Origin of the sequence: Stenotrophomonas maltophilia (assembly GCF_003970865.1) — a bacterium.
Taxonomy (GTDB): domain Bacteria; phylum Pseudomonadota; class Gammaproteobacteria; order Xanthomonadales; family Xanthomonadaceae; genus Stenotrophomonas; species Stenotrophomonas maltophilia_AR.
Window position 1 is genome coordinate 11,400 of the sequence record NZ_RXLZ01000048.1, and the last position, 26,584, is coordinate 37,983.

The 26,584-nt window shown below is 68.6% G+C and carries 19 protein-coding genes; 9 read left to right on the forward strand and 10 right to left on the reverse strand.

Going from position 1 to position 26,584, the window contains the following annotated elements; genetic code table 11:
* Positions 1–18: 18 nt before the first annotated feature.
* The 3 genes from EKL94_RS15660 to EKL94_RS15670 all read left to right on the forward strand — a co-directional run bounded on the left by EKL94_RS15660 (position 19) and on the right by EKL94_RS15670 (position 3,908).
* A complete protein-coding gene (locus tag EKL94_RS15660; protein ID WP_126929789.1) occupies positions 19–2,508 on the forward strand; it encodes a DEAD/DEAH box helicase in 2,490 nt (829 codons plus the stop codon).
* Positions 2,505–3,527: a ribonuclease H-like domain-containing protein gene (locus tag EKL94_RS15665; protein WP_126929790.1), complete on the forward strand. Its 1,023-nt coding sequence runs from the start codon at positions 2,505–2,507 to the stop codon at positions 3,525–3,527. Before EKL94_RS15660 ends, EKL94_RS15665 begins: the two co-directional genes overlap by 4 nt.
* Before the next feature lie 66 nt (positions 3,528–3,593).
* Positions 3,594–3,908 (forward strand): I78 family peptidase inhibitor, encoded by a 315-nt coding sequence (locus EKL94_RS15670; RefSeq protein WP_097048134.1) that lies wholly within the window; start codon positions 3,594–3,596, stop codon positions 3,906–3,908.
* A gap of 67 nt (positions 3,909–3,975) precedes the next feature.
* Here EKL94_RS15670 and EKL94_RS15675 read toward each other — a convergent pair whose 3' ends face one another.
* The 5 genes from EKL94_RS15675 to EKL94_RS15695 form a co-directional block, all read right to left on the reverse strand.
* Positions 3,976–5,958 carry a M56 family metallopeptidase gene (locus EKL94_RS15675; protein ID WP_126929791.1) on the reverse strand — a complete coding sequence of 661 codons (1,983 nt, stop codon included), beginning with the start codon at positions 5,956–5,958 and terminating at the stop codon, positions 3,976–3,978.
* Positions 5,959–5,961: 3 nt separating this feature from the next.
* Positions 5,962–6,348: a BlaI/MecI/CopY family transcriptional regulator gene (locus EKL94_RS15680; RefSeq protein ID WP_014035478.1), complete on the reverse strand. Its 387-nt coding sequence runs from the start codon at positions 6,346–6,348 to the stop codon at positions 5,962–5,964.
* 108 nt (positions 6,349–6,456) lie between these two features.
* Complete coding sequence (locus EKL94_RS15685) at positions 6,457–8,712, reverse strand: TonB-dependent receptor (RefSeq protein WP_126929792.1); 2,256 nt, start codon at positions 8,710–8,712, stop codon at positions 6,457–6,459.
* 17 nt (positions 8,713–8,729) lie between these two features.
* Positions 8,730–9,950, reverse strand: a complete 1,221-nt coding sequence (locus EKL94_RS15690) for an MFS transporter (RefSeq protein ID WP_126929793.1) — start codon at positions 9,948–9,950, stop codon at positions 8,730–8,732.
* Positions 9,940–10,332: a hypothetical protein gene (locus EKL94_RS15695; RefSeq protein ID WP_260473448.1), complete on the reverse strand. Its 393-nt coding sequence runs from the start codon at positions 10,330–10,332 to the stop codon at positions 9,940–9,942. The genes EKL94_RS15690 and EKL94_RS15695 overlap by 11 nt, the downstream gene beginning before the upstream one ends.
* Before the next feature lie 130 nt (positions 10,333–10,462).
* Between EKL94_RS15695 and EKL94_RS15700 the strand changes: the two genes are divergently transcribed.
* Positions 10,463–11,410, forward strand: a complete 948-nt coding sequence (locus EKL94_RS15700) for a helix-turn-helix transcriptional regulator (RefSeq protein ID WP_126929794.1) — start codon at positions 10,463–10,465, stop codon at positions 11,408–11,410.
* Between the two features lie 49 nt (positions 11,411–11,459).
* Here the strand turns inward: EKL94_RS15700 and EKL94_RS15705 are convergent, their stop codons facing one another.
* From EKL94_RS15705 to EKL94_RS15715, 3 genes are all read right to left on the reverse strand, one after another.
* A complete protein-coding gene (locus EKL94_RS15705) occupies positions 11,460–12,275 on the reverse strand; it encodes an SPOR domain-containing protein (protein ID WP_126929795.1) in 816 nt (271 codons plus the stop codon).
* Positions 12,276–12,278: 3 nt separating this feature from the next.
* Positions 12,279–13,694, reverse strand: coding sequence for an XVIPCD domain-containing protein (locus EKL94_RS15710; protein WP_126929796.1), 1,416 nt, complete (start codon positions 13,692–13,694; stop codon positions 12,279–12,281).
* Positions 13,695–13,814: 120 nt separating this feature from the next.
* A complete protein-coding gene (locus EKL94_RS15715) occupies positions 13,815–14,942 on the reverse strand; it encodes an SDR family oxidoreductase (RefSeq protein ID WP_126929797.1) in 1,128 nt (375 codons plus the stop codon).
* A gap of 215 nt (positions 14,943–15,157) precedes the next feature.
* Here EKL94_RS15715 and EKL94_RS15720 point away from each other — a divergent pair, with 215 nt between their 5' ends.
* On the forward strand, positions 15,158–15,466 hold the full coding sequence (locus tag EKL94_RS15720) for a hypothetical protein (protein ID WP_126929798.1): 309 nt from the start codon (positions 15,158–15,160) through the stop codon (positions 15,464–15,466).
* On the opposite strand, the gene EKL94_RS15725 is transcribed toward EKL94_RS15720, so the two are convergent.
* On the reverse strand, positions 15,444–16,499 hold the full coding sequence (locus EKL94_RS15725) for a DNA topoisomerase IB (RefSeq protein ID WP_126929799.1): 1,056 nt from the start codon (positions 16,497–16,499) through the stop codon (positions 15,444–15,446). The two genes, EKL94_RS15720 and EKL94_RS15725, sit on opposite strands and share 23 nt — an antisense overlap.
* Positions 16,500–16,610: 111 nt before the next feature.
* Between EKL94_RS15725 and EKL94_RS15730 the strand changes: the two genes are divergently transcribed.
* From EKL94_RS15730 to EKL94_RS15740, 3 genes are all read left to right on the forward strand, one after another.
* Positions 16,611–17,000, forward strand: a complete 390-nt coding sequence (locus EKL94_RS15730) for an I78 family peptidase inhibitor (RefSeq protein WP_126929800.1) — start codon at positions 16,611–16,613, stop codon at positions 16,998–17,000.
* Positions 17,001–17,175: 175 nt separating this feature from the next.
* Entirely contained in the window at positions 17,176–21,630 is a 4,455-nt protein-coding gene (gene gltB / locus EKL94_RS15735) for a glutamate synthase large subunit (protein WP_126929801.1), read from the forward strand.
* A gap of 85 nt (positions 21,631–21,715) precedes the next feature.
* Complete coding sequence (locus tag EKL94_RS15740) at positions 21,716–23,161, forward strand: FAD-dependent oxidoreductase (RefSeq protein WP_126929802.1); 1,446 nt, start codon at positions 21,716–21,718, stop codon at positions 23,159–23,161.
* On the opposite strand, the gene EKL94_RS15745 is transcribed toward EKL94_RS15740, so the two are convergent.
* A complete protein-coding gene (locus EKL94_RS15745) occupies positions 23,147–25,552 on the reverse strand; it encodes an ATP-binding protein (protein WP_126929803.1) in 2,406 nt (801 codons plus the stop codon). The genes EKL94_RS15740 and EKL94_RS15745 overlap by 15 nt on opposite strands.
* A gap of 167 nt (positions 25,553–25,719) precedes the next feature.
* On the opposite strand from EKL94_RS15745, the gene EKL94_RS15750 reads away from it, so the two are divergent.
* A partial coding sequence (locus EKL94_RS15750) for a methylglyoxal synthase (RefSeq protein ID WP_126929804.1) occupies positions 25,720–26,584 on the forward strand: 865 nt, incomplete at its 3' end.

The following is a 26,584-nucleotide window of genomic DNA, read 5'->3' on the forward strand; positions in this document are numbered from 1 at the left end:
GTCCCGGCTCCATCTTTCATGGCTTACGAACTCGCCAAGCGCACCGCCGATGCCGAGCAGAAGCTCGCCACCCGCGATGGCCTGCCCGCCCGCGACGGCGCCCTGCTCAGCGCGCGCCTGCAGCGCCGCTACCAGGACCGCATCACCGGCAGCTTCGCCATTCCCGGCCGCGAAGGCCGCTATGCGCCCATTCCCGATTCGGTACCGCCGGCCCTGTCCGCCGCGCTGAAGGCACGTGGCATCGAACAGCTCTACAGCCATCAGGCCGAAGCCTGGGAGGCCAGCCAGCGCGGCGAGCATGTGGCCATCGTCACTCCTACCGCCAGCGGCAAGTCGCTGTGCTACACCCTGCCGGTGGTCAGCGCCGCGATGCAGGACAAGGCCAAGGCGCTGTACCTGTTCCCGACCAAGGCACTGGCCCAGGACCAGGTGGCCGAGCTGCTGGAACTCAACCGCGCCGGCGACCTGGGCGTAAAGGCCTTCACCTTCGATGGCGACACCCCCGGCGATGCGCGTCAGGCGATCCGCCTGCATGGCGACATCGTGGTCTCCAACCCGGACATGCTGCACCAGGCCATCCTGCCGCATCACACCAAGTGGGCGCAGTTCTTCGAGAACCTGCGCTACATCGTCATCGACGAGGTGCATACCTACCGCGGCGTGTTCGGCAGCCACGTCACCAACGTGCTGCGCCGGCTCAAGCGCATCTGTGCATTCTACGGTGTGCAACCGCAGTTCATCCTGTGCTCGGCCACCATCGGCAACCCGCAGGCGCATGCCGAAGCGCTGATCGAGGCACCGGTCACCGCCATCACCGAATCCGGCGCACCCAGCGGGCCCAAGCAGGTGCTGCTGTGGAACCCGCCGGTAATCAATCCGGACCTCGGCCTGCGTGCCTCGGCACGATCGCAGAGCAACCGCATCGCACGCATCGCGATCAAGTCCGGGCTGAAGACCCTGGTGTTCGCGCAGACACGTTTGATGGTGGAAGTGCTGACCAAGTACCTGAAGGACATCTTCGACCACGACCCGCGCAAACCGCCGCGCATCCGCGCCTACCGCGGTGGCTACCTACCCACCGAACGCCGCGAGACCGAGCGCGCGATGCGCGCCGGCAACATCGACGGCATCGTCAGCACTTCGGCGCTGGAACTGGGCGTGGATATCGGCAGCCTGGACGTGGTCATCCTCAACGGCTACCCCGGCAGCGTGGCCGCCACCTGGCAGCGCTTCGGCCGCGCCGGCCGCCGCCAGCAGCCCGCGCTGGGGGTGATGGTGGCCAGCTCGCAACCGCTGGACCAGTACGTGGTGCGGCATCCGGATTTCTTCGCCGAGGCCTCGCCCGAGCACGCGCGCATCGCGCCGGACCAGCCGCTGATCCTGTTCGACCATATCCGCTGCGCGGCCTTCGAACTGCCGTTCCGGGTCGGTGATGGCTTCGGCCCGATCGACCCGGAAGTATTCCTGGAAGCGCTGGCTGAAACCGAAGTGATCCACCGCGAGGGCGAGCGCTGGGAGTGGATCGCCGACAGTTATCCCGCCAACGCGGTCAGCCTGCGCGCGGTGGCCGACGGCAACTTCGTGGTGGTCGACCGCAGCGATGGCCGCCAGCAGATCATCGCCGAAGTGGACTATTCCGCCGCCGCGCTCACCCTGTACGAAGGCGCCATCCACATGGTGCAGTCCACCCCGTACCAGGTGGAGACGCTGGACTGGGACGGCCGCAAGGCCTACGTCACCCGCACGCATGTGGATTACTACACCGACAGCATCGACTTCACCAAGCTCAAGGTGCTGGACCGCTTCGATGGCGGCGTGGCCGGCCGTGGCGATTCGCACCATGGCGAAGTGCACGTGGTGCGTCGCGTGGCTGGCTACAAGAAGATCCGCTATTACACCCACGAGAACATCGGCTACGGGCCGGTGAATCTGCCCGACCAGGAACTGCACACCACTGCGGTGTGGTGGCAGCTGCCGCAGGCGCTGCTGCTGCGCGCCTTCGCCAGCAAGCAGGATGCGCTGGATGGCTTCCTTGGCGCAGCCTACGCGCTGCACATCGTCGCCACCGTGGCGGTGATGGCCGATGCGCGCGACCTGCAGAAGTCGGTGGGCAACGGCGATGGTCCCTGGTTCGCGATCGCCGACCAGAGCGGCCGTGGCCAGCTGCGCGGCAGCGAGGGCGATCCCGGCGTTGTCGAGCTGCTGCAGGAGTTCGTGCCCACCGTGTACCTGTACGACAACTTCCCCGGCGGCGTCGGCCTCAGCGAACCGCTGTGGCTGCGCCAGGCCGAGCTGGTGCAGCGCGCGCGCGAACTGGTGCAGCGCTGCGACTGCAAGGCCGGCTGCCCGGCCTGCGTCGGCCCGGTGCTGGCTGCACAGGAAGAAGATGAGACTTCGCCGCGTGCGCTGGCGCTACGCGTGCTCGACCTGTTCGACGCAGAAGCCTGCCAGCACGTGCCCGACGTGGTGGTGACCACGCGCGATCCGATGGAGCTGCTGGCACCGTGAGCCTGAGCCTGGACAAGCTGCGCCTGCTGCGCAGGCAGGCCGGCGACCCGAAGGCGAGTACACCGGCCGCGCCGGACGTGCCCCCTGCGCCACCGGCACCCGTGGCCGCCAACGATGCGCGGCAACCACCGGCCGAGCGTTCGGTGTTCGCCTGGGTCGAACAGGAAATCCGCCACAAGCCGACCGGCGCTGCGGCCTCCACACCGGCACCCGCACCGTTGCGTCGGCCGGAAGTGGGCAGCCTGCATCGCCTGCTTGGCCTGCGTTCGCGCGGTGGAGCCGCGCCGGCGCGCGCCAGTGCACAGGATCGTCAGCTACCCGGCGAGGAAATCGCACCGGGCCTGTTCCTGATCGAATCGCTGCAGCCGCAACCGATCCCGACCGCCCCGCTGTCACTGGCCTTCGCCAAGCGCGAAGACCAGCACGTGGCCGCACGCGATCTGCTGTTCTTCGATACCGAGACCACCGGCCTGGCCGGTGGCACCGGCACCCGCGCCTTCATGATCGGCGCTGCGGACTGGCATGTGTGCCCACAACGCGGCGAAGGCCTGCGCATCCGCCAGCTGCTGATGGCGACGATGGCCGCCGAGGACGCGATGCTGGCCACCTTCGCCACCTGGCTGCAGCCGTCCACCGTGTTCTGCAGCTACAACGGCCGCAGCTACGATGCGCCGCTGCTGAAGGCACGCTATCGACTGGCCCGCCAGCGTTGCCCGATCTCCGCACTGGATCACGTCGACCTGCTTTACCCGACCCGCCGCCGCTATCGCGGCACGTGGGAGAACTGCAAGCTGTCCACCATCGAACGCCAGCTGCTGCGCGTGGTGCGCGAGGACGACCTGCCCGGTTCTGAAGCGCCGGGCGCATGGCTGCGCTTCCTGCGCGGCGGCGATGCGGTGAACCTGCGCCGGGTGGCCGACCACAATCACCAGGACGTGGTGACCCTGGCCCTGCTGCTGCAGCGGCTGGTGCGCGAGGAGCAACGCGAGCGCGAGACGCTGGCATTGGTCCGGCAGTAGGCGTTGACGCGGCCTGACGGCGGCAGCGGTGACACTGCCGCCACCATCCACGCCTGGAGCCCGACGATGCGCCTCAATCCCCTGGTCCTGCTCGCCATCCTGCCCTTGGCCGCCTGCAGTCACGCTGGCAGCAGCACCTCCCACGATCCCGCGCCAGCACCCGTGGCCGATGCCGCGCACGAATGCAGGCCGGAGGCGCTGGACGCCTTCACCGGCAAGACCGCCGACGAAGCCACGATCAAGAAGCTGGTGGCTGACAGCGGCGCGCGCGGTGCACGGGTGGTCAAGCCCGGCATGGCGGTGACCATGGACTTCCGCCAGGACCGTGTGACCGTGCAGGTGGATGCGCAGAACCGCATCGAGCGCGCCAGCTGCGGTTGATCGGCCCGGGGTAGTGCCGACCGCTGGCCGGCACCCCACATTGCCGGCCAGCGGCCGGCACTACCGATCAGAGCCGCTCGGCCTTGCCGCTGGCCAGTGCGCGCGCGATCACCTGCTGTGCCTGCTGCGATGCCTGCGCATGCACGCGTGCCTGGCGCTCACCCAGCGCGGCCTGCTGGTTGCCCAGTGCCGCCTGGCGGCTGGCCAGTTCAGACTGCTGGCTGGCCAAGCGCTGCATGTCACGGGTGCGGCCGGACTGCGCGGCCTCGCTGCGGGCTTCCTGCATCGCACGACGTGCCTCGGCGGCGGCCTCGCGTGCAGCCTCCCGCGCAACGGTCATATCGCGGGTTGCACCGCGCGCGGCATTCGCCGCTTCCGCAGCTGCCTCACGGTTGATGTCGTGGGCGGCCATCGCGCTGCGCGCTACCTCAGCGGCGGCCAGCGCAAGGCGGCGTGACTCCTCGCCCTGCAGGCGGCCCATCTCACCCATCTGCCTGCCGAGTTCGCCCTGCTCGCGACCCAGCGCACTCTGCTGGCGGCCCAGTTCGCTCTGCTGGCGACCGAGGTCTGCGGCGCCGCTGTAGGCGCGCTGCAAGGCCTGGATCAGCATCGGGTCGCGCACCACATAGCGCTTGTCGCCCTGGCGGAACCACAGCGCCGGGCCCTTGCCGAGCTGCCGGCGGGCCACCGTCACGTCGTCCATGCCGCCGTTGGCGAAGGTCGAGTCACCATCCACCAGCACGTAGGCCTCCCGGGGCGACTTGCCCAGATCGAGGCGACCGTAGGTGGTGATGGACGTGGTGGTGGACGTCGTGCCGTCATGGTCCTCATCCCTGCCAGCGGCATCGTCAACATAGGCGACGTCTGCATCGTCAGGACCGGACGGTTCTTCCATATCGGTCGGTTCGGCGGGCGGCGCGGGCGCCACCGGCACGGCCGGCACACGCGCGGACGACGGGGGTGCAGGCGGAGCCTTCGGCGGCGGCGGCACCACGGCCTTCGGGGCGGCCGGAGGTGCGGGCGGAGCCGGCGGCACCGGCGCTGCGACCAGTCGCATCGGCGCCACGCCCACCAGCACCACGGCGGCGGTCAGCGCCATCGCCAGGATGCGCGGGCAGGCCCGGCGCGGCTGCAGCGAGAGCAGACGGCGCTTGAGGCTGGTGGTGTTCGGTGCGGCACTCGCCACGCCCAGATGCGGCTGCGGTGCCACGCCCAGCTGCAGCAGCAGGCGACCATAAGCCTGGCGGCTGGCGCCGTGCTGGCCGACCACGGCCGCATCCACCGCTTCCTCGCGGGCCTGTGCGTATTCGCGCACCGACAGGCGCAGCAGCGGGTGGAAGAAGAACAGATGCTGGGCCAGTGCGGGCAGCAGGCCCCACTGCAGGTCACGCCGCTGCAGATGCTGCAGTTCGTGGGTCAGTGCCAGATCCAGCGCATCACCCTGCAGGGCATTGTCGCCGGCCGGCAGCAGCAGCACCGGGCGGAACGGCCCGACCAGCTGCGGTGCATCCACCTGCGCGCTCATCCACAACCGCGGCGCAGGGCGCACGCCGTGCGCGTCGGAGGCCAGCTGCAGGGCCTGCACCAGCGCTTCGTCCTCGCAGGGATAGGCGGCGGCCAGCAGCGCCCGGCAGCGGCGCCACTCACCGAAGGTGCGCAGGGCCATCAGCAGCACGCCGGATGCCCACAGCGCAGCCAGTGCAACGGCCCACCACGCCACTGCCGGCACGTCCGCTGCGGGCATCGGCATCGTCGCCAGCAGCTGCGCCGAGGCTTCCGGTGCCAACGGGTAGACCAGATCAGCGGCAACGTCAGTGGCGGTCATCGCCACCGCCTGCGGTGCCGGCAGCCAGGCCAACTGCAGCGGCTGGCTCCAGAACAGACCGAGCACGGCCTGCAGCGATACCAGCCACCACAGGCGGCAGCGGGTGGCCGCAGACAGCGACGGCAGCGCGCGGCACACGCCGTACACCAGGGCCACCAGCAGCACGGTCTGCAGGCTGGTCCAGCCCAGCCGTTCCAACATCGGGATCAGCATCGTGGTGTCCATGGCTCAGCCCTCGTGGCGACGCGATTGGAGTTGGGCGACCAGCGCTTCCAGCTCGGCCAGTTCGTTGTCGCTGACCTGCTGGCGCTGCGACAGGTAGGCCACGAACGGCGACACCGAGCCCTGCAGGGTGTTGTCGACGAACTGGGCCACGGCACCCTGCAGCACGCTCTCCGGGCCACGGGTGGCCTGGTAGCGGTAGACGCCGTCCTGCTGCTGGCGCTGAAGATACCCCTTCGCCCGCAGCCGCTCCATCATCGTCAGCACGGTGGAACGGGCCAGGCCACGGGCCTCGCCATAGCCACTGGCGACCTCGCCGACCGTGGCCGGCGCATGTTCATCGATGTACTGCAGCAGGGCCAGCTCCTGGTCCCCGATCGTCTTGCCACGCATGACACCACTCCCTTGACTACACGTGTCGTCACTTTCTGCGTGACGACAACTGTAGTCAACCCCCCGGAAGTCATGAGCCGACGAACGGTAGGGCGGTGGTCGTGCCCCTCAGTACTCCACCCGGTACCCGATCGAGAAGGTCCGCCCTGCCGCCGGCAGGCTCGACATCTTTCCGTAGGTCGCCTCGGCCTGCTGGCCGTAGACCGTGCGGTAGTCACGATCTGCCAGGTTGTAGATGCCGACACTGAAGCGGCCGCCTGCCAGCGGCAGCTCGCCGATCAGGTCGAACACCGCATAGCCGTGGATCTTCGCCGCCGGCGTGGCGCGGATGCTGGGACTGATCGCCGCAGCCGGTGCATCGCGCCAGGCGCGATCGGTCCCGCCGACGACCTGCCCCTGCAGTCGCAGCAGGCTGTCGTTGGCGAAGCGCCACTGCCCATGCACGCCGGCCTTCAGGGGTGAAACGCGGAACGCATTGAGCTCGCGCCAGCGTCCGGCAGCGTCGCGGTACTGGCCACGGGTACTGGCAACGCTGGCGCCCAGCTCCAGCGGTGCGGTGGGCGTGTAACGCAGGTTGGCCTCCACGCCCCACACCCGCTCGTCGGTGTCGGCCACCGACACGCTGTAGTCGCGGTTGAACTGCACGGTCTTGTCCGAGCGGTTGTAGAACGCGGTCACTGCGCTCTGCAGCGAGGCATCGCTGCGGCGCCAGCCCAGCTCGTAGCTGTCGACCTTGATCGGGCCGATGTTGCGGCTATCGATGACAAAGCTTGCCGGTACGTCGCGCAGCATGCGCTGGGTATCGGGCAGGCTGAAGCCCTGCGAGACGTTGGCGAACAGCTGTTGCGATGCATCCAGCCGGTACACCACGCCGGCATTGAACAGGGTCTGCGAGTGGCGCACGCGGCCGCCCTGCAGCACGCGCGGCTGATACCCGGCAACGGCATCGGCGGTGATCGCTTCAGTGTAGGGAAGCGAATCTTCTACGCGGTTGCGCAGGATCTGGTGGCGCACACCGGCCTGTACGCTGAAGCGCTCACCCAGCGAATGATCGGCCTGCAGGAACAGGCCCGTGGTATCCACGCGCACGTCCGGCCCCATCGCGTACTGTGCGGTGGGCTGGTAATCGAGACCATTGCTGGCGATGAAGCGGTTGATGTCATACATCTGCCCGCGCTGGCGATCCTGCTCGCGTTCGTGGTCCACGCCATACGACAGCTGCAGGCCGCGGCCACCGACCTGGAAATCCTTGTGCAGCGCGCTGCGCAGGCCCCAGACATCAATGTCGGTGTTGGACTGCATCGCCACATAGGCGAAGCCACCGCGCAGCGCGGGGTGCACCAGGGTCGACACCGACGGGAACCAGCGTCCCTGCTCGTTGCGGTAATAGGCTTCCACGCTCAGTTCCTGCCCACCCGGCAGGTCGCGGTTGCGGTACTGCGCGTTGACACCCTGATGGCGCGTACGCGGCTGCGCCTCCAGCTGCAGGCCTGGCAGCGCCTGATGGCTGGGCGTGAACGCAGGGTTGAACAGCGCGGCCAGGCGCGGGCCATAGTCGGGGCCATGATCACTGTCCTGCTGATCGTCGAACCAGCGTACGCCCACGCTCAACCGCTGGCTGTCCGTCGGGGTCCAGTCCAAGCGCGCATTGAGTTCGCGGGTCTCGGTGTCCTGGCGATCGGTCTGCGCGATCTCCGGGCCGATGCGGCGGCCATGCGCATCCAGCGATGCACCCTGCCGGCCATAGGCGAAGCCGAACGCGCCACTGAACTGATCGCCACGCACGGTCATGGTCTGCGCTGCGTTCCAGGCCAGCGTGTCACTGGACAGATGCGAGGGACTGCGCAGGCCGAACTGGCTGGCCAGCTGCACCGGCTGCTCGCCGGGCTGCAGGGTGATGATGTTGATGATGCCGCCACTGGCACCGGCGCCATACAGCGCGGTGGCGCCGGAGATCACCTCGATGCGCTCGATCATGGTCGGCGAGATGCTGTTGAGCTGGCGCGACCCATCGCGTGCGCCGGTCAGCGGCACGCCATCGATCATCACCTGCACGCTGCGGCCGCGCATGGTCATGCCGTAGTTGCTGGTGGTACCGCTGGCCGGCGCCAGCGACGGCACCAGCTGGCCGAGGATGTCGGCGGTGCTGCGCCCGGCGGTGATCTGCTGGGCAATCTGTTCGTGCTCGATGGCATACACGGTGCCGGCGATCTCGGCCACGCTGCGTGCGCCTCGCACGGCGGTGACACTCACCGCATCCAGTTGCCGGGTGCCGGCCGTAGCGGACGCATTCTGCGCCGCCAGCTGGCCACTGATGGCCATCGCCAGCACAGCCAGCGGAAGGGTTGCTGCGGTATGCCGCATGGTGTCCTCGTTGCGTATCAGGGAGAGTTCGTGGGCGCTGCGAAGCGGCGCATCAGCGGCCCGCACAACAGCAGTCCAAGCGCCGAAACCGTGGCCAGCGCGATGTAGTAGGTGGGGTAGCCCATGCCCTTGGCGAGGAAGCCGGACAACGCGCCGCCGATGAAATTGACCAGCAGCTCGAAGCACACCAGCAGGGTGAAGTCGGTGCCGGCCTGGGCACGCGAGCTGACCCGCATGAACAAGGCATACAGGCTGGTCATCGCCACATAGCGCAGCGCCAGCAGGGCGATCACCAGCACGCCCAGGCCGAACCGCGAGGTCGCAAGCGCGCCGCTGTACAGCATCAATGCCAGCAGCACATACAGCGCCGTGCGCCACCAGCCGGCATGCATCAACAGCTGCTCGGCCCGGTGCTGCTTGAGCAGCCAGGCGGCGCCCACAGCTGCCAGCATGCCGGTGCCGGCACCGCCCACCGAGATCAGCAACCCGATCTCGGTCAGGCTGAACTGCTGGTCGACCAGCAGCGGGTTGATCATCGCCATGGCCGGCGCTTCCACCAGCCGGTACAGCACGATCAGCAGCAGCGCCCAGCGTAGTTCGCGGCGGCCCAGCGCACGCAGGATGCTCGGCCGCGGCGCGTCGGGCCTGGCCGGCGCTTCATTGATCTGCTGCACTGCCAGCAGGGTCAGTGCGCTCATCGCGGCCAGGCTCAGCAGGGCCACGCTCCAGCCGCGGGTTTCATACAGCCACAGCACACCGGCGCCACCGATCATGCTGCCCAGGGCCACACCCACGCTCTGCGCCATGCTGCCCAACCGGTGCTCGGCCGGCGCCAGCGCCTCCACGGTGTAGCCGTCGATGGCGATGTCCTGGGTGGCGGCGATGCTCGAGATCCACATGCCGACCAGCACGAACACGACCAGGCCATGATCCAAGCCGGTGAACGCCAGCACCAGGATGCCGGCCAGCAGCAGCAGCTGCGTCAGCCACAGCCAGCTACGGCGGCGGCCGAGGGCGGGCAGGTGCCAGCGGTCCACCAGCGGTGCCCACAGGAACTTCAGCGCCCACGGCAGGTACAGCAGCGACAACATGCCGATCCAGCGCAGGTCCACGCCCTGGCTGCGCAGGATGGCTGGCACCGCCACGTTGTAGAAATACAGGGGCAGCGCGTGCGCCATGTACAGCGCGACAATCACCCCCAGGCCGAATGGCGAAGCGGCGGCGCGCTCAGTGCGCATCGGCCTGCTCCAGATGCTCGCCAATCCAGCGCATGCCCGCGCCGGCATCGGCAGTGACGAAGTAAGGTACGGCCCAGGCCGCGTGCAGCGCCGGGGTGTCCAGCCGCTGCTGCTCGGCGGCGTCGCTGGCGATGCGTACCAGCCCGCGGCAGTACTGCCGGAAGGCAGCCTTGTACTGCTTGTACCAGACCGCCTGCAGGGCACGGTAATCGTCGCAGAAGGTGGCACCGGGCGTGGTGCTGGCAATGAAGTAGAAGGGACGGTGAGCCTCGATCAGCGCCTGCACGCGGTCCAGCCAGTACCGGATCTGGTCCGCATCCACCGCGCCGTGGAAGACGGCACGCAACACCACCGCCTCGTTGATCACCAGACCCATTGCCATCGACCTTCTTGCTGAACAGGGGAAAGGGGCAGCGCCCCACCCCCGCAAATGAGAATAATTTGCAATACGATTGCAAGTTTAGGCGCGACGAAAGAAAATTTAGGCACGACAGCATTTGTGGGTGCCTTGCATGCAGGTCTACTCCTGCGCCGAACTGATGAGCGCCGCCCACGCGCTGGGCGGCCGGGTCGACTTTGAATCGGGCCTTCCCGATGCGCTGCCGGTGCTGGCCGGCTGGCAGCAGGTGCAGTCGATGGACAGCGGCCTGGTGCTCTACCTCAGCCGCAGCCAGGACATGGTCGGCGGCCGCAGCCAGAACTGCCTGCCTGCGGGCCTCACCGCCAGTTTCCTGCTGCAGGGACAGGCCGAAGTGGTCATCGCCAACCAGCGCCTGCAGATGGACAGCCGCCGGGCCGGGAGCCCGGCGATGCTGGTCCACCTTCGCGAGGAAGAAGCGTTCCAGCGCCATTGGCAGGCGGGTCGTGAGGAAACCAAGGTCAGCCTGCACCTCAGCCGGGACTGGTTGTCGCGCCAGCTCGATGGCATTGCCTCGGCCGGTCTCAGCCGCCTGCGCCTGAGCCACGCGCGCAATCAGGCGTGGCAACCGCCTGCGTCGCTGCTGCGGCGAGCTGCGGCGTTGTTCGGAACGGAAACCGCGGAGCCGCCGCTGCTGGCCAGCCTGCAGCGCGAGAGTTTCGCGCTGGAGGTCGCGGCCAGCGTGGTTCGATCCGTGGTCGCCGAACGCGACGCGCCTGCCCCCAGCGCGCATCTGCGGCGTTGCGTGGACCAGTTGCAGCACTGGCTGCAGAGCGGCGAGGCCGATGGCCTGACCATCAACCAGATGGCGCGCAGGCTGGGTACCAACGCCGTCGACCTGCAAACCACCTTCCAGCAGCTGCACGGCAGCAGCATCGCCGCCTGGCTGCGTGCACTGCGCCTGCAACGGGCACACGATGCGCTGCTGCAGCGGCGGGTGTCAGTGGACGTGGCAGCCAGCCTTGCCGGGTATGCCCATACCAGCAGCTTCAGTGCCGCGTTCAAGCGGCAGTTCGGAAGATCTCCTTCCCGGATCCGCTAGCCACAGCAGGCACGCAGGATCCGATTCAACAACCCCTGCGCTGCCCCTCTCAGCGCCCGGTCACGAACGGGTCGCTCTTGCACGGCCGCAAGGGGCTGTCGTCGCAGGGCCATAGCGTGGCTGGCACGGTCCTGACCACCTCGAAGTGATCCTGGTTCCAGCGCAGGAACCCTGCATGGATGGCGTTGCCATGATCGAACGTGCGCGCGTCCGCGGCCAGCGGCTGCTCGGGGTCGGCCTCAGCCACCCAGCGCAGCACCGGCACCTTGTTCAGCGGCCCGATGAGGGCGAACAGGTCGCCTGCGCCCTTGTCCTGGTAGGCCGTCATCGTCGCCGCATCAGGCAGCCCTGCCTGCGCCAGCAGCGATGCGGTGACGTCCTGCAGCGGTGCAGCCCCCTGTGCGATGTAGGCGCGCATGCCCACTGTGCTTGCCGGGCAGCCCTGCAGCTGCACCAGATAACCGTTGATACCGCCACTGCCGGAGAACGAGCGTATCCAGTAGCGGAAGCGGGGCCCGCCTTGGTCGGTGACCATGAAATCCTGCTGGCCACCCTGCGCGGGAATGGAAAGCACCTGCACCTTACTGCCGCCCTCCACGTTGCACTTCAACTGCGCCAGCACCTGCCTGGCAGGTTCGGGCAGCGCAGCGTAGCGACCGTCGGGATGGGCGCTGCCGGAGGCTTCCGGCAATGCGGGCAATCCGCGATCGGCGGGCGAGGTCTGCGCAGGCAAGGCCTCCGGTTTCGCCGCCGGGCTGGCGGTGGGTGCTGCTACCGGCGCGACGCGCTCTCCAGCGGGCGCGCAGGCGCTGCAGGCCAGCAACAGCATCAACGAAACGCTCGGCATCAGGTGTGATCGGATCATCGCTCAACGCCCTCCCACCGCCGGCGCTTCCTGCAATTGTGCAGGCGCAGGGGTGGGTACCGCCTGTTCGCGCGATTGCTGCTGCAGCTGGCGCAGGCTGGATTCCACCGCAGTGTCGCGCACCTCGGCTGCATTGACCCCTGCGCGCAGCGCCGCAGGATCGCCCGGACTGCCCTGCACCAGGAACAGTGTCTCGCCCGCCGCACGTCCAGCACTGGGATTGCTGGCCACGATCTGGTCGACCCGGGTGATGCCTGCGGCCTTCGCTTCGCGCAGCAAGACCAGACTGTAGTCATCGGCATGCTCGGCGTAGCGTCCGCCCAAGGCCTGCAGGCGCGTGCTGATCTGCTGCTGCAGGGAATGGTCGCGATGCTGCGGCTGGCGTGGATCGTCATGGGTCGCGAGCGGCACGTCCTGCCCCAGCTCACGTGCCTGTCCCGGTGCAACCGAGGTCAGTACGTACTGCCAACGGTTCTGCCCAGGCGTGCCGCGCACCGTCGACACGAAGTCGTCGTACTCGCCGCCGCCGATGGTCTGGCAGCCCGCCGAATCGGTGTTGGATCGGCTGCCACGATGGATCTTGAAGGTGTCGTTGAGGTCCTGCACGCCCTGGGTATCGCGCGCATCGAACCAGCCGTCGCCATTGCTGTCGCGCTCCACCCGTCCGGCACCCGCAGTGATCGCGTCCTGCGAAGGACGCAGCGCGAACTCATCGGGATGGCCATTGCGCGGATGGGTGGTCGCGCGCATCTCGGTGGTGCCTTCGCCCAGGCGTCCGAGATCCTTGACCCGGTCGCCGTTGACGTCCTCACCTTCGGTCTTGGTGCGCGGCGCCACGTTGCCGAAGCCCGGGCTGCGCGGCGTAGTCTTGGCATGACCGTCGTACTGGGCGGTCGGCTCGGTCGTGGCCTGGTTGAACTCGCGCACATGGCCTTGGCCCTGCGCATCCTTCCACAGCACCACGATGCGGTCGTCGTAGACGCCACGCCCGCGTGCCTCGGTGGTGCGGTTCTCATCGCGCAGCCCCAGCACCACGCGGTCCTGGCCGGCCATCGCATCGTTGGCTGCGGTGTTGCCACGTTGGGCGACGATGCTGCCGTACACGTCGTACTGCTGGGCCTGGCTCAGGGCTGCGGTCTCCGCCACCTCGGGCATGCGCGGTGGACGCGTCGCCTCGCTCAGGCGATCGAGCATCGGGTTCACCGTGGCCGCATCTGCCGCGGCAACACCACCGCTCCGTCGCAGCGCCTCAAGTTCGGTGGCGGCTCGCGCCGAGACGTAACGATCCAGGGATTCCTGCACCACGATGCTCTGGCCGTCGTGCAGGGCCTCCAGGCGGGTGGCTGCAGCGCGCGCGTCGTTCTGCCGCAGCAGGGCGACGACCTCGTTGGCCGCCGCATCGATATCCATTTCGGGCATGGTCGGTCCTTGAACGTGATCGGTAGGGAATCAGCCTACCCCAGCCGCCTCGCACGGCTTTTGACACGGCGCACACCCCGGTGCCCCGCCCCATTCAGGCCACGCATGCCGAGCCCGGCCTCACCCCCGTGGCCCACCCATCACCGGCAGGATCACCCCGCTGATGTAACCGGCACAGACCGGCGAGGCCAGGAACACATAGGCGGGCGACAGCTCTTCGGGCTGTGCGGGCCGCCCCATGTCGCTGTCCTTGCCGAACTCCGCCACGTCTTCCGCCGGCTTGTCGGCCGGGTTCAGCGGCGTCCACACCGGCCCCGGCGCCACACAGTTGACCCGGATGCCACGTGGCAGCAGCTGGCTGGCCAGCGACTTGGTGAACGCATGGATCGCACCCTTGGTGGCCGAGTAGTCGATCAGCGCCTTGCTGCCGAAGATTCCCGTTTCCGATCCTGTGTTGATGATGCTGGCACCCTCGCCCAGGTGCGGCAACACCGCGCGTGCCATCTGGATGTAGCCGCCGATGTTGGTCTGCAGGGTTTCCTGCAGATGCGCGTCTTCTAGGTCCTCCAGCCGCTCGCAATGCAGCTGGAACGCGGCGTTGTTGACCAGGATGTCGATGCCGCCGAAGGCCTTGGCTACCTGCTTGACCGCCTTGTTGCAGAAGCGCGGATCACGCACATCACCGGCGATCACCACGCAGCGGCCGCCTTCGCGCTCCACGTGCTGGCGGGTGATATCCGCATCCTCGGCTTCGTCCAGGTGCAGCACCGCCACATCGGCGCCTTCGCGCGCAAACAGCACCGCTACCGCGCGACCGATGCCGGAATCACCACCGGTGACGATCGCGCGCATGCCCTGCAGCTTGCCGCTGCCGCTGTAGTCCGGTGCAAGGAAGCGCGGCGCCAGTTCCAGTGCGTGCTCATGGCCCGGCTTGGCCAGTTGCTGCGCCGGCATCGTCTCGGGCTGACGGCGCGGACCGGCCTGGGTGGCGGTCTTTCTGGTCGCCTTTTTTGTCGCCTTCTTCGCCGCGCGTACATCCTTCGCTTTTTCCTGGTCCTGCAGGCGCCGCTGCCGCGCTGCCACACGCGCTGCGCGCGGATCAGAAGTGGCGGCCTTGCGGGTGGCGGTCTTCACCACGCGTGGACGCTCGGATGCGGTGGTCCCGGCGGCGGTTGGCGCAGCCTGGGTGCTTTTGCGCACCTTCGGCGATGCCTTGCGGCGGACGGGGCTCTTCCTGGTGGTGGCCATGCAGGTCTCCTCGGGGGGAAGGGGGTTGCCGGCCAGCGGCCGGCACTACCGGGCGCGTGCGCCGCAGTACCGGGGGCGACGCACGCCGCTCCTGCAGTGTCTCCACCTATGCTGTTGGCGGCAGTGAGCACACCGTGCCCACCGCGTGCACGGTATTCATTCCGCCACCACGTGCGGCGTCGCACGCTGCACGCAACCACATAAGGAACGCCTCCATGAAACAATCCATCGCCACCGCCGCCGTCTGCTTTGCCCTCGCCGCCTGCAGCAGCACGCCGATGGCCCAGGTGCAGCCGATCGACGGCGTGATTTCCGGGCAGTGCCACAGCGACATGGTGCGCGGCGCACTCGGCCTGGCCGCTTCGGACGCCACCGTCGCCCGCGCACGCGTGGACAGCGACAGCCTGCACGTGCGGGTGCTGCGCCACGACGGCCCGCGGGTGCCGCCGGCCAGCGAAGGCGGTGACCGCCTGACCATCGAAAAGGGCCGCACCAACAACATCACCGCGATCTACTGCGGCTGAGCCGGCGCGCCCTGCGCAGTACGCGCAGGGTGGCCTGTTCCCACTGGCGCGGCCCCCGCAGGCCGGCCAGTTTGGCCAGTTCGCCGCGCTCCCAGCCGGCGAACACGCAGGGGTCGATATAGGCCTTGCGGCACACCGCCGGGGTATTACCCAGCAGCGACGCCACTTCGCACACCACCGCGCGCTGCGCCTGCGCCAGCGCGCGCTGGCTGGCCGGTTCCGGCAGCTCGGTGGCGGCAAACGCCTGCACCGCCGCCACGGTGCCGCCCCAGGTGCGGAAATCCTTGGCAGTGAAGTCCTCGCCCATCACCTCGCGCAGGTAATCGTTCACCGCACCGGAATCCACCGGCTGCACGGCTCCTTCGTCATCGCGGTACTGGAACAGCGCCTGCCCCGGCAGCTGCTGCAGGCGCCGCACCAGCAGCCCCAGCCTGCGGTCGCCCACGGTCACCTCCTGCAGCTGCCCGGACTTGCCGCGGAAGCGCATGCGCACCCGGCCGCCACGCAACAGTTCCAGATGGCGGTTGCGGAGTGTGGTCAGTCCGAACGAGCGGTTCTGTTGTGCATAGGTTTCATTGCCGACCCGCACCAGGGTGTCCGCCAACAGCGCGACCACCATGGCCAGCACTTTTTCCTGCGGAAACCCAGGTCGCTTGAGATCCCGCGACAACCGCCGCCGCAGCGTGGGCAAGGCCTCGCCAAAGGCGATGATGCGGTCGAACTTGCCGGCGTCGCGCTCCTTGGCCCAGTCGGCGTGGTAGCGGTACTGCTTGCGCCCGCGCGCATCGCGGCCGGTGGCCTGCAGATGACCGTTGGCGTGGGCGCAGATCCACACGGCGGTATACGCCGGCGGAATCGCCAGTGCACGGATGCGTTGCAGGGTGGTGGCGTCGCGTATCACGTGGCCATCAGCATCGCGGTAGCTGAAACCCTTGCCAGCGCGGCGCCGGCTGATGCCCGGCTGGGTGTCGTCGACATAGCGCAGGCCGGCCGCGCGCGCGGCCTGTCGTTCGGGGGTGGAGGGGGTTGGCATGCCTGTAGTGTCGCCGTCGCCATGCCGCGATCCTGTCGATAACACAAGACAAACACGTGAGGGCCGGTTCGCCGCTATGCTCGGGTCTTCACAACCCCTTCCGGAGTCATGATGTCGTTCCCGATTCGCGCCCGTTCGCTCTCCGCCCTGTTGCTGCCGGCCGTGCTGGCCCTGACCGCCTGCCAGGCACCGGCGCTGGATGAACAGGATTCGGCCACGGCCCACGCCCAGCAGGCCGCCGAAGCAGCCAAGGCACCGGCCGATGAAGCCGGCAAAGCCACCGAAGCCCCGCCGGTCGGCACCTGCGATGCCAGCCAGGTGCAGAGCCTGGTCAGCCAGGCGTACACCGATGCCCTCGGCAAGCAGGCGCAGGAAGACGCCGGCGCAAGCCAGGTACGCGTGCTCAAGCCCAATGATGTCGCCACGATGGAGTTCCTCGGCGACCGCCTGAACATCGAAGTGGACGACAAGGGCGCCGTCAGCGGCGTGCGCTGCGGCTGAGTTCGACCCGGCGCCGGCACTGTGCTGCCGGCGCGTTCTGTTGCACCTGCAACCGTGTATTGCGGCGTTGCAGCAACCTGTGATCTAGTCGAGGCATCCGGTGGCCTCACGATGCGCTCCAGGGATTGGGCGGGCTTGAGTGTCCCCGTTCAATTCATCCCGCATCGAGGTAGAGATGGCCCCCCGCAACCGCCAAGGGCTTTACGACCCGCGCTCCGAGCGCGATGCCTGTGGATTTGGCATGGTCGCCCAGCTCGACGATCAACCTTCGCGCCTGTTGGTTGATACCGCCATCGCCGCGCTTTCGCGCATGACCCACCGTGGTGGCGTCGCCGCCGATGGCCTGACCGGCGATGGCTGCGGCCTGCTGCTGCGCCGCCCCGATGCGTTCCTGAAACTGCTGGCCAGCGAAGCCGGCATCGCTGTCTCCGCACGCTTCGCTGCCGGCCTGGTGTTCCTGCCGCACGACACTGATGCGGCCCACGCCTGCCGCACCCGGCTGCAGGCGCAGGTCGAAGCGGTCGGCTGCAGGGTTGCCGGCTGGCGCGAGGTACCGACCGACGACAGCGTCTGCGGCCAGCTGGCGCGTGACACGCTGCCGCGCATCGAGCAGGTGTTCGTCGATGCCGGCGTCGGCCAGGATGATGCCGGCTTTGCGCTGGCGCTGTTCCTGGCCCGCCGCCGCAGCGAACAGCAGCTGCGCGACCATGCCGACTTCTACGTCACCACCCTCACCCCGGATGCGATCAGCTACAAGGGCATGGTGCTGCCGGACAAGCTCAGCCGCTTCTTCCCGGACCTGCAGCGCCGCGAACTGGCCTCCAGCGCGATCGTGTTCCACCAGCGCTTCTCCACCAACACGCTGCCGCGCTGGCCGCTGGCCCACCCGTTCCGAATGCTCGCCCACAACGGCGAGATCAACACCATCGAAGGCAACCGGCGCTGGGCGCAGGCGCGCAGCAAGGTGTGGAAGACACCGCGCTTCGACATTGGCGAGTTCGATCCGGTGATCTCCATGCACGGTTCGGACTCGCAGAGCCTGGACAACATGCTGGAGTTGATGGTGTCCGGTGGCATGGAGCTGATCCAGGCACTGCGTATTCTGGTGCCGCCGGCCACCCAGTCGCTGGAGTTCAAGGACCCGGACCTGGCCGCGTTCTACGAATTCCATGGCCTCAACAGCGAGCCGTGGGATGGCCCGGCCGGCATCGTCGCCTGCGACAGCCGCTACGCCGTATGTACCCTCGACCGCAACGGCCTGCGTCCGGCGCGATGGATGCTGACCGCCGACCGCCACTTCCTGGTCGCCTCCGAAGCGGGCGTGTGGGAAGTGCCGACCGAGCGCGTGGTGCGCAAGGGCAAGCTCGGCCCGGGCGAAATGATCGCCATCGATCTCAAGCGCGGCGACCTGCTCGACTCCGACGCGGTGGACCGCATCAACCGTGGCCGCGCACCGTACAAGCAGTGGCTGCAGCAGGGCGTGACCTACCTGCAGACCGAACTGATCGACCCGTCGCTGGTGGAAGAACCCTTCGACGAAGGCACCCTGCGCAGCTACCACAAGCTCTACCAGCTCAGCAGCGAGGAAGTGGAGCAGGTGCTGCGTCCACTGGCCGAGACCGAGCAGGAAGCCACTGGCTCGATGGGCGATGACACGCCGATGGCCGTCCTCAGCCAGCGCAGCCGTCCGCTGTACGACTATTTCCGCCAGGCTTTCGCGCAGGTCACCAACCCGCCGATCGATCCGCTGCGCGAAGACTGCGCGATGTCACTGTCCACCCAGCTCGGCAGGGAGACCAACATCTTCCATGCCGGCCCGGAGACGGTGAACCACGTCATCCTCAACTCGCCGGTGCTGAGCCAGCGCAAGCTGCGCCAGCTGCTGAAGATGGACCAGTACGTGCAGGCCAACCGCCTGCTCGACCTGTCCTACAGCGAGGACGAGGGCCTGCGCGCCGGCATCGAACGCATCTGCAGCGAAGCCGAACAGGCCGCGCGCGAGGGCATGGTGATGCTGCTGCTGTCCGACCGCTACCCGGTGGCCGGGCGGCCGATGGTGCATGCCCTGCTCGCCACCAGCGCCATCCACCACCACCTCTCGCGGCTGGGCCTGCGCTGCGACGTCAACCTGATCGTCGAGACCGGCACCGCGCGCGACCCGCATCACATGGCCTGCCTGCTCGGTTTCGGCGCCACGGCGGTGTATCCGTACCTGGCCTACCAGACCCTGTTCGACCTGGGCCGACGCGGCATTCTCAAGCTCAGCAAGGGCGGTGAGCAGTCGCAGATCGGTCGCCGCTACCGCAAGGGCGTCTACAAGGGCCTGTCGAAGATCATCTCGAAGATGGGCATCTGTACCGTGGCCAGCTACCGCGGTGCGCAGCTGTTCGAGATCATCGGCCTGGAACCGGAAGTGGTCGATCTGTGCTTCCCCGATACCGCCTCGCGCATCGGCGGTGCGGGTTTCGTGCGCCTGGATGCCGACGCGCGCGAGCTGTGTGTGCAGGCCTGGGACGCACAGCAGGACGTGGACGTGGGCGGCCTGCTGAAGTACGTGCACGGCGGCGAGTACCACATGTACAACCCGGACGTGGTGACCACCCTGCAGCGCGCGGCGCGCAGCGGTGACCCGCGTGCGTGGCAGCAGTACTGCGATGCCGTGCATGCACGGCCGCCGTCGGCGCTGCGCGACCTGCTGGAACTGGTTCCAGCGGCCACGCCCGTGCCGCTGGACGAGGTCGCTCCGGCCAGCGCCCTGTTCCCGCGCTTCGACACCGCTGCGATCAGCCTGGGCGCGTTGTCACCGGAAGCGCACGAGGCGCTGGCAATTGCCATGAACCGCCTCGGCGGCCGCAGCAATTCCGGCGAAGGTGGTGAGGATCCCGCCCGCTATGGCACCGCCAAGCGCAGCAAGATCAAGCAGGTGGCTTCGGGTCGTTTCGGTGTCACCGCCGAGTATCTGGTCAACGCCGAAGTGCTGCAGATCAAGGTCGCGCAGGGCGCCAAGCCCGGCGAGGGCGGCCAGCTGCCCGGCCACAAGGTCAACGAGCTGATCGCCCGCCTGCGTTATGCGCGCCCGGGCATCGGCCTGATCTCGCCGCCGCCGCACCACGACATCTATTCGATCGAAGACCTTGCGCAGCTGATCTACGACCTCAAGCAGGTCAATCCGACCGCGCTGGTGTCGGTGAAGCTGGTCAGCCATGCCGGCGTCGGCACGATTGCTGCCGGCGTGGTCAAGGCCGGTGCGGACCTGATCACCATCTCCGGCCATGACGGTGGCACCGGTGCCTCACCGGTCAGCTCGATCCGCTATGCCGGCGTACCGTGGGAACTGGGCGTGGCCGAAGCGCACCAGGCGCTGCTGGCCAACGACCTGCGCGGGCGTACCCTGCTGCAGACCGATGGCGGCCTGAAGACCGGCCTGGACGTGGTCAAGGCGGCGCTGCTGGGCGCGGACAGTTTCGGCTTCGGCACCGCGCCGATGATCGTCCTGGGCTGCAAGTACCTGCGCATCTGCCACCTCAACAACTGCGCCACCGGCGTGGCCACCCAGGACGAGCGCCTGCGCGAGAACCACTTCACCGGCCAGCCCGAGCGCGTGGAGAACTTCTTCCGCCTGCTGGCCGAGGAAGTGCGCGGTTGGCTGTCCTACCTGGGCGCACGTTCGCTGGAAGAGATCGTGGGCCGCACCGACCTGCTGCGGCAGATCGAGGCGGCGCCGCGCGACGGCGTGCGCGTGGACCTGTCACGCCTGCTGGCCGATGCCCGCTACGAAGGCAGCCACTGCGCCGCGCAGCGCCTGTACGAATCGCCGGACAGCCTGGCCACGCAGATGGATGGCCTGCTGGCGCCGGCCATCGAGCACAAGCGCGGTGGCGAGCATCGCTTCCTGATCCACAACACCGACCGCAGCATCGGCACCCGCCTGGCCGGTGCCGTAGCGCGTGCGCATGGCAACCAGGGCATGGCCGAGGCACCGCTGGAACTGCGCTTCCGTGGCAGTGCCGGGCAGAGCTTTGGCGCGTTCAACGTGGGTGGCCTGCATCTGGAAGTGGAGGGTGAAGCCAACGACTACGTCGGCAAGGGCATGGCCGGCGGCCGCCTGGTGGTGCGCCCACCGCGTGGCGCGCGCTTCGAGGCACGCAGCACCGCCATCATCGGCAACACCTGCCTGTACGGCGCCACCGGCGGCGAGCTGTTTGCCGCTGGCCGCGCCGGCGAACGCTTCGCGGTGCGCAATTCCGGCGCGCTGGCGGTGGTGGAAGGCGCCGGCGACCACTGCTGCGAATACATGACCGACGGCGTGGTGCTGGTGCTGGGCAAGGTCGGCCTGAACTTCGGTGCCGGCTTCACCGGCGGCCTGGCCTACGTACTGGACGTGGACCGCGATTTCGTCGACCGCTACAACCACGAGCTGATCGACATCCACCGTGTGTCGGCCGAGGGCTTCGAGAACTACCGCCAGCACCTGCACCGCCTGATCGGCCGCCATCGCGAACTGACCGGCAGTATCTGGGCGCAGCAGATCCTGGACGAGTTCCGCGATTACATCGGCAAGTTCTGGCTGGTCAAACCCAAGGCCGCCAGCATCGAGTCGCTGACCGAGACCCTGCGACGCGCCGCGTAACGGTAGTACCGGCCGCTGGCCGGCATCCCAGGATCACGTAGTGCCGGCCGCTGGCCGGCAACCGCAAAACACCACAGAGCCCGCCATGAGCCGCAAGCACGCCTTCCAGTTCCTCGACCTGCCCCGCACCATGCCGCAGCGCATTCCGGTGGAACTGCGCACGTCCGGCGACTGGGGCGAGCTGTACGGCAAGTTCGGCAAGGAGGACGCGCAGTACCAGGCCGGCCGCTGCCTGGACTGCGGCAACCCCTACTGCAGCTGGAAGTGCCCGGTGCACAACGCCATTCCGCAGTGGCTGCAGCTGGTGCAGGAGAACCGCATCCATGAAGCGGCCACGCTGTGCCACAGCACCAACCCGCTGCCGGAAGTGTGCGGCCGGGTCTGCCCGCAGGATCGCCTGTGCGAAGGCAGCTGCACGCTGGAGGAGTTCGGCGCGGTGACCATCGGCGCGGTGGAGAAGTACATCGTCGATACCGCACTGGCCAGCGGCTGGCGCCCGGATCTGGGTGCGGTGCAGCCGACCGGCCACAGCGTGGCGGTGATCGGCGCCGGTCCGGCCGGGCTGGCCTGCGCCGACCGCCTGGCACGCGCCGGCATTGCCGCCGTGGTCTACGACCGCTACGAGCAGATCGGCGGCCTGCTGCAGTTCGGCATTCCCAGCTTCAAGCTGGACAAGGACGTGATCCATCGCCGCCGCGAAGTGCTGGAAGGCATGGGCGTGCAGTTCCGCCTCGGCGTGGAGATCGGTCGCGACCTGAGCGTGCAGCAACTGCTGGACAGCCACGATGCGGTGTTCGTCGGCACTGGCGCCTACCGCTACACCGACGGTGGCCTCGACGGCCAGGACCTGAAGGGTGTGCTGCCCGCGCTGCCGTTCCTGGTGCAGAACAGCCGCATCGTCAGCGGCGATGATCCGAAGGGCCGGCCGATTGCCGGCTGGGAAGACACCATTGCCCTGCCCGACCTCAACGGCAAGCGCGTGGTGGTGCTCGGTGGTGGTGATACCGGCATGGACTGCGTGCGCAGCGCGGTGCGGCTGGGCGCGGCCAAGGTGACCTGCGCCTACCGCCGCGATGAAGCCAACATGCCCGGCAGTGCGCGCGAAGTGGCCAATGCACGCGAAGAGGGCGTGCGTTTCCTGTTCAACCGCCAGCCGCTGTCGATCGAAGCCGGCGCCGATGACGAAGTGATCGGCGTGACCGTGGTCGAAACCCGGCTGGGCGAGCCCGATGCCAACGGCCGCCAGAACGCGGTGCCGATCGAAGGCAGCGAATCGCTGCTGGAAGCGGACGTGGTGATCATCGCGTTCGGCTTCTCGCCGACGCTGCCGGCGTGGCTGACCGAGCACGGCGTGGAAGGCCAGTCCAACGGCCGCATCGTCGCCGGCGGCAAGGACCGCCTGCCGTACCAGACGTCGCACCCGCGCCTGTTCGCCGGTGGCGATGCGGTACGCGGTGCCGACCTGGTGGTGACCGCCGTGGCCGAAGGCCGCGATGCCGCCGCCAGCATCGTGCGGCTACTGGCCCACTGAGTCCGGCGCCAGCAGTACCGCCAGCAGCGCACGCAGTGCGTGCGGCTCCACCGGTTTGGCCAGGAAGTGGTCGATGCCAGCCACACGACAGGCTTCGCGGGTGCTTTCCATCACACTGGCGGTGAGCGCGATGATCGGCACCTGCGCACGCGCCGGGCAGGCATCGGCGCGGATCGCCCGCGCCAGTGCGAAGCCGTCCATGCCCGGCATATGGCAGTCGGTGATCACCAGCTCGAACGGCTGCGCCTGCCATGCTTCAAGCGCCGACCGTCCATCGGTACAGGCGTGGACCTGCAGCCCGAGCGCACACAGGCGTTGCTCCAGCAGATGCAGGTTGGTGGGATGGTCTTCAGCCACCAGCACGCGCGCCGCCGGCAATGGACGCGCGTCCGCCGCCGCCAAAGGTGCGGCCACGGGCGCCGCGCAGGCATCCAGGTCCAGATCCAGCCACACCGTGGTGCCCTTCCCGGGTGAGCTGCGCAGCTGCAGTTCCGCGCCCATCGAGGTCGCCAGCTCGCGGCAGATCGCCAGGCCCAGCCCACTGCCGCCGAAGCACCGCGTGGTCGATCGTTCCGCCTGGGTGTAGGCGGCGAACACCGCCTGCTGGCGCTCCTCGCTGATGCCCACGCCGCTGTCGCTCACCTGCAGGCGCAGCCGCTGGCCGCCATCACGCTGCTGCAGTACCTGCACCTGCAGTTCCACATGGCCGTGCCGGGTGAATTTCAATGCGTTGCCGGCCAGGTTGAACAGGATCTGGCGCAGGCGCAGGCCATCGGCCAGCGATCCCGGCTGCATCTCCGGATCAAGCATCACCTGCAGGTGCAGGCCGCGGCTGGCGGCCACCGGCATCAGCAGCTGCTGCACCGCGCGCACCAGCGCCGCCAGGTCCGTGGGCCGCAGCTGCAGTGGTGCGCCCTGCAGGCGCTGGCTGTGCAGTACATCGTCGAGGATCTGCCGCAACATCCGCGCGGCATCATCGACGGTGGCCAGCACCTGCTGCTGGCGTACCTCCAGCCTGCTGCCGGCCAGCCGTTCGAGCATGCCCAGCAGCGTGCTCATCGGGGTGCGGATCTGGTGGCTCATCGTTGCCAGGAAGTGCGCCTTGGCCTGTGCCGCCTGCTCGGCCTCGCGGCGCGCTTCGGCCAGCGCGCGGGTACGCGACTGCACCTCGCTGACGTCGATCCAATAGCCGCTCCACTCGACGTCGCTGTCGTCGCAGGACAACGGCCGCCCATGCGAACGCACCCATCGCCAGCCCTGTGGCGAGCGGGTGCGGAAGGTGACGTCGATCGGGCCACGCGCCAATGCAGCCGTCTCGACACAGGCCATCACCTGGCTGCGGTCTTCCGGATGGACCGCGGCCAACAACCGCTGGTGATCGATCCGCGCGGTCTCCACGCTGATTCCGAACAGGGCCTGCACGTCACCGGCGATCTGCGGAAAGCTGTAGTGGCCGCCCGCCGAACGACGCGCCTGGTAGACCACCGCCGGCAGGTTCGCGGTTACCTCCTGCAGGCGCTGCTCCAGCCCTCGGCGGCGCACGCTCTCGCGATGGACCCGCCAGTAGCCGTAGGCATGGACCAGCGCCAGGGCGAGCAGGATCAACGAGGCCGGCACCAGCCAGCGCAGGGGCGACGATGACGGGGAATTGCGCGGCCGGTCCGGCAGCCAGGCCGCGCGGATCTGATCGCGCTCGGTATCGGTCAGCTGCGACAACGCCTGCTCGAAGCCGGCGATGACATCGGCGCAGGCGGGCGTGGTCGCCAGCACCAGGGCATCGTCGAAACCGGCCGGCGCAGCGATCAGCAGTGCATCGCCCTGGTAGCGGCGCAACGCGGCCTCGACTTCGCCGAGGTTGGCGACCACCGCATCGATCAATCCGGTGCCCAGCAGAGGGAGTGCCTCGTCCAGCGCTGCCGGTGGCAGCAGCTGTGCACCCGCAGCCTGCTCGGCCAGCAGCCCCTGCAGCGGCATCCGGCTGGGGCTGGCCACGCTGCGTCCACGCAGATCTTCCAGGCCCAGCACCGGCGACGCGTCCTCCCGGCGCACGATCACCTGTGGCAGCTGCAGGTAGGGCGTGCTGACCACCCAGCCGGCGGGCAGTTGCGAGCGTGGCCATCCCAGCAACGCCTGGGTGCCGGCCGGCAGCTCGTCCCGGTCCACGCTGGTGGCCGGCACGGGCAGCAGCTGCAGTGGCCGTTGCCCGCCCAGCAGCTTCAGGTACGCCGCGCCGAGCCCCAGGGCTTCGCCCTGTTCGCTGGACGACAAAGGAGCACGGTCGGACGGCCAGGCGATGCGCAGCGGTGTCCTGCAGCCCGTGGCGGAGGCCGCGGCAGGCAGCAGCAGGCTGGCCATGACAGCAATGGCTGCCGGGAAGCCGGCGACATTCACGGTAGGCATCCTCATCTCGCAGGCGGAAGGAACGGCCGCGCAGCGGTACCGCTGCCTGCCACGCTATCGACGCGCGGGCCGACGGCAATGAAGAAAGTTGTAAAAGCATCCAGATAGGGGAATGCCGACATACACTGCCGCCTTCACCCGTACCTGCGGAGCGTTCGATGCGCATCGGCCTGGCTGCCAACCGTCTTCATCACCTCGACGCGCGCGCCGCGCTGTTCCGTTGGCTGCGCAGCAGCGAGGCCGGCCTGCGCGAGCTGGGCGTGTCGCTGCATGCGGTCGGCCGCACCCATGACGCGATCGAACGACAGGGTTTCCTGACCGGGTACGCGGGCCTGCACCGTTATCCCTACGGTCGCGAGGGTGGCTTGATGAAGCTGGTTGCCGAGGTGGTTGGCATGGGTCCGGATCGGACACTGGATGGCGCGATCTACCTGATCGACCCGGTCGATCCGTCCTCCGTGTTTCCGGAAGCCACGGCCCTGAAGCGTCAGTGCGTGATTCACGGCAAGCCGTTCATCTCAACCGTGGCCACCGCACGCGACTGGGTCGAGGTGGAGCGCGTCCACGCCGGGCTGGCGGCCGACGCCAGCGCCGACGACCTGCATGCGTTCGAGGGCCAGACGCTGGCACTGATCGCGCACGATGCGATGAAGCCGGCGATGCTGGCCTTCGCCGACGAGCACTTCGATGTGCTGGCCCGGTTCGGTGAGCGGGTGGCGACCGGTACCACCGGCCAGCGCTTGAACGAGCTGGCCTGGAGCCGGGGCTGGCCGCGTGATACGCCGTGGGTGACGCGCTACCAGAGCGGCCCGATGGGCGGTGATGCGCAGATTGCCGACCGGGTGCTGGAGGGGCGTTGCCAGCGTGCGATCTTCTTCGAGGATCCGCATGTGGCGCGCCAGCATGAGGCGGATATCCAGCTGCTGGAGCGCGCGGTGACGACGGTGACCGACCAGGCGGTGTGCATTACGGCGCCGCGGGTGGCGGCGCGGTGGGCGGCGGCGGCGGCGTTGCGGGCGGGGT

Bases quoted from the DNA above. Each gene is read 5' to 3' on its own strand.
- EKL94_RS15690 (WP_126929793.1), bottom strand. From the start codon at position 9,950: ATGCGCACTGAGCGCGCCGCCGCTTCGCCATTCGGCCTGGGGGTGATT.
- EKL94_RS15705 (WP_126929795.1), bottom strand. From the start codon at position 12,275: ATGATCCGATCACACCTGATGCCGAGCGTTTCGTTGATGCTGTTGCTG.
- EKL94_RS15715 (WP_126929797.1), bottom strand. From the start codon at position 14,942: ATGGCCACCACCAGGAAGAGCCCCGTCCGCCGCAAGGCATCGCCGAAG.
- EKL94_RS15725 (WP_126929799.1), bottom strand. From the start codon at position 16,499: ATGCCAACCCCCTCCACCCCCGAACGACAGGCCGCGCGCGCGGCCGGC.
- EKL94_RS15685 (WP_126929792.1), bottom strand. From the start codon at position 8,712: ATGCGGCATACCGCAGCAACCCTTCCGCTGGCTGTGCTGGCGATGGCC.
- gltB (WP_126929801.1), top strand. From the start codon at position 17,176: ATGGCCCCCCGCAACCGCCAAGGGCTTTACGACCCGCGCTCCGAGCGC.
- EKL94_RS15675 (WP_126929791.1), bottom strand. From the start codon at position 5,958: ATGGACACCACGATGCTGATCCCGATGTTGGAACGGCTGGGCTGGACC.
- EKL94_RS15680 (WP_014035478.1), bottom strand. From the start codon at position 6,348: ATGCGTGGCAAGACGATCGGGGACCAGGAGCTGGCCCTGCTGCAGTAC.
- EKL94_RS15740 (WP_126929802.1), top strand. From the start codon at position 21,716: ATGAGCCGCAAGCACGCCTTCCAGTTCCTCGACCTGCCCCGCACCATG.
- EKL94_RS15660 (WP_126929789.1), top strand. From the start codon at position 19: ATGGCTTACGAACTCGCCAAGCGCACCGCCGATGCCGAGCAGAAGCTC.
- EKL94_RS15700 (WP_126929794.1), top strand. From the start codon at position 10,463: ATGCAGGTCTACTCCTGCGCCGAACTGATGAGCGCCGCCCACGCGCTG.
- EKL94_RS15720 (WP_126929798.1), top strand. From the start codon at position 15,158: ATGAAACAATCCATCGCCACCGCCGCCGTCTGCTTTGCCCTCGCCGCC.
- EKL94_RS15730 (WP_126929800.1), top strand. From the start codon at position 16,611: ATGTCGTTCCCGATTCGCGCCCGTTCGCTCTCCGCCCTGTTGCTGCCG.
- EKL94_RS15695 (WP_260473448.1), bottom strand. From the start codon at position 10,332: ATGGCAATGGGTCTGGTGATCAACGAGGCGGTGGTGTTGCGTGCCGTC.
- EKL94_RS15710 (WP_126929796.1), bottom strand. From the start codon at position 13,694: ATGCCCGAAATGGATATCGATGCGGCGGCCAACGAGGTCGTCGCCCTG.
- EKL94_RS15670 (WP_097048134.1), top strand. From the start codon at position 3,594: ATGCGCCTCAATCCCCTGGTCCTGCTCGCCATCCTGCCCTTGGCCGCC.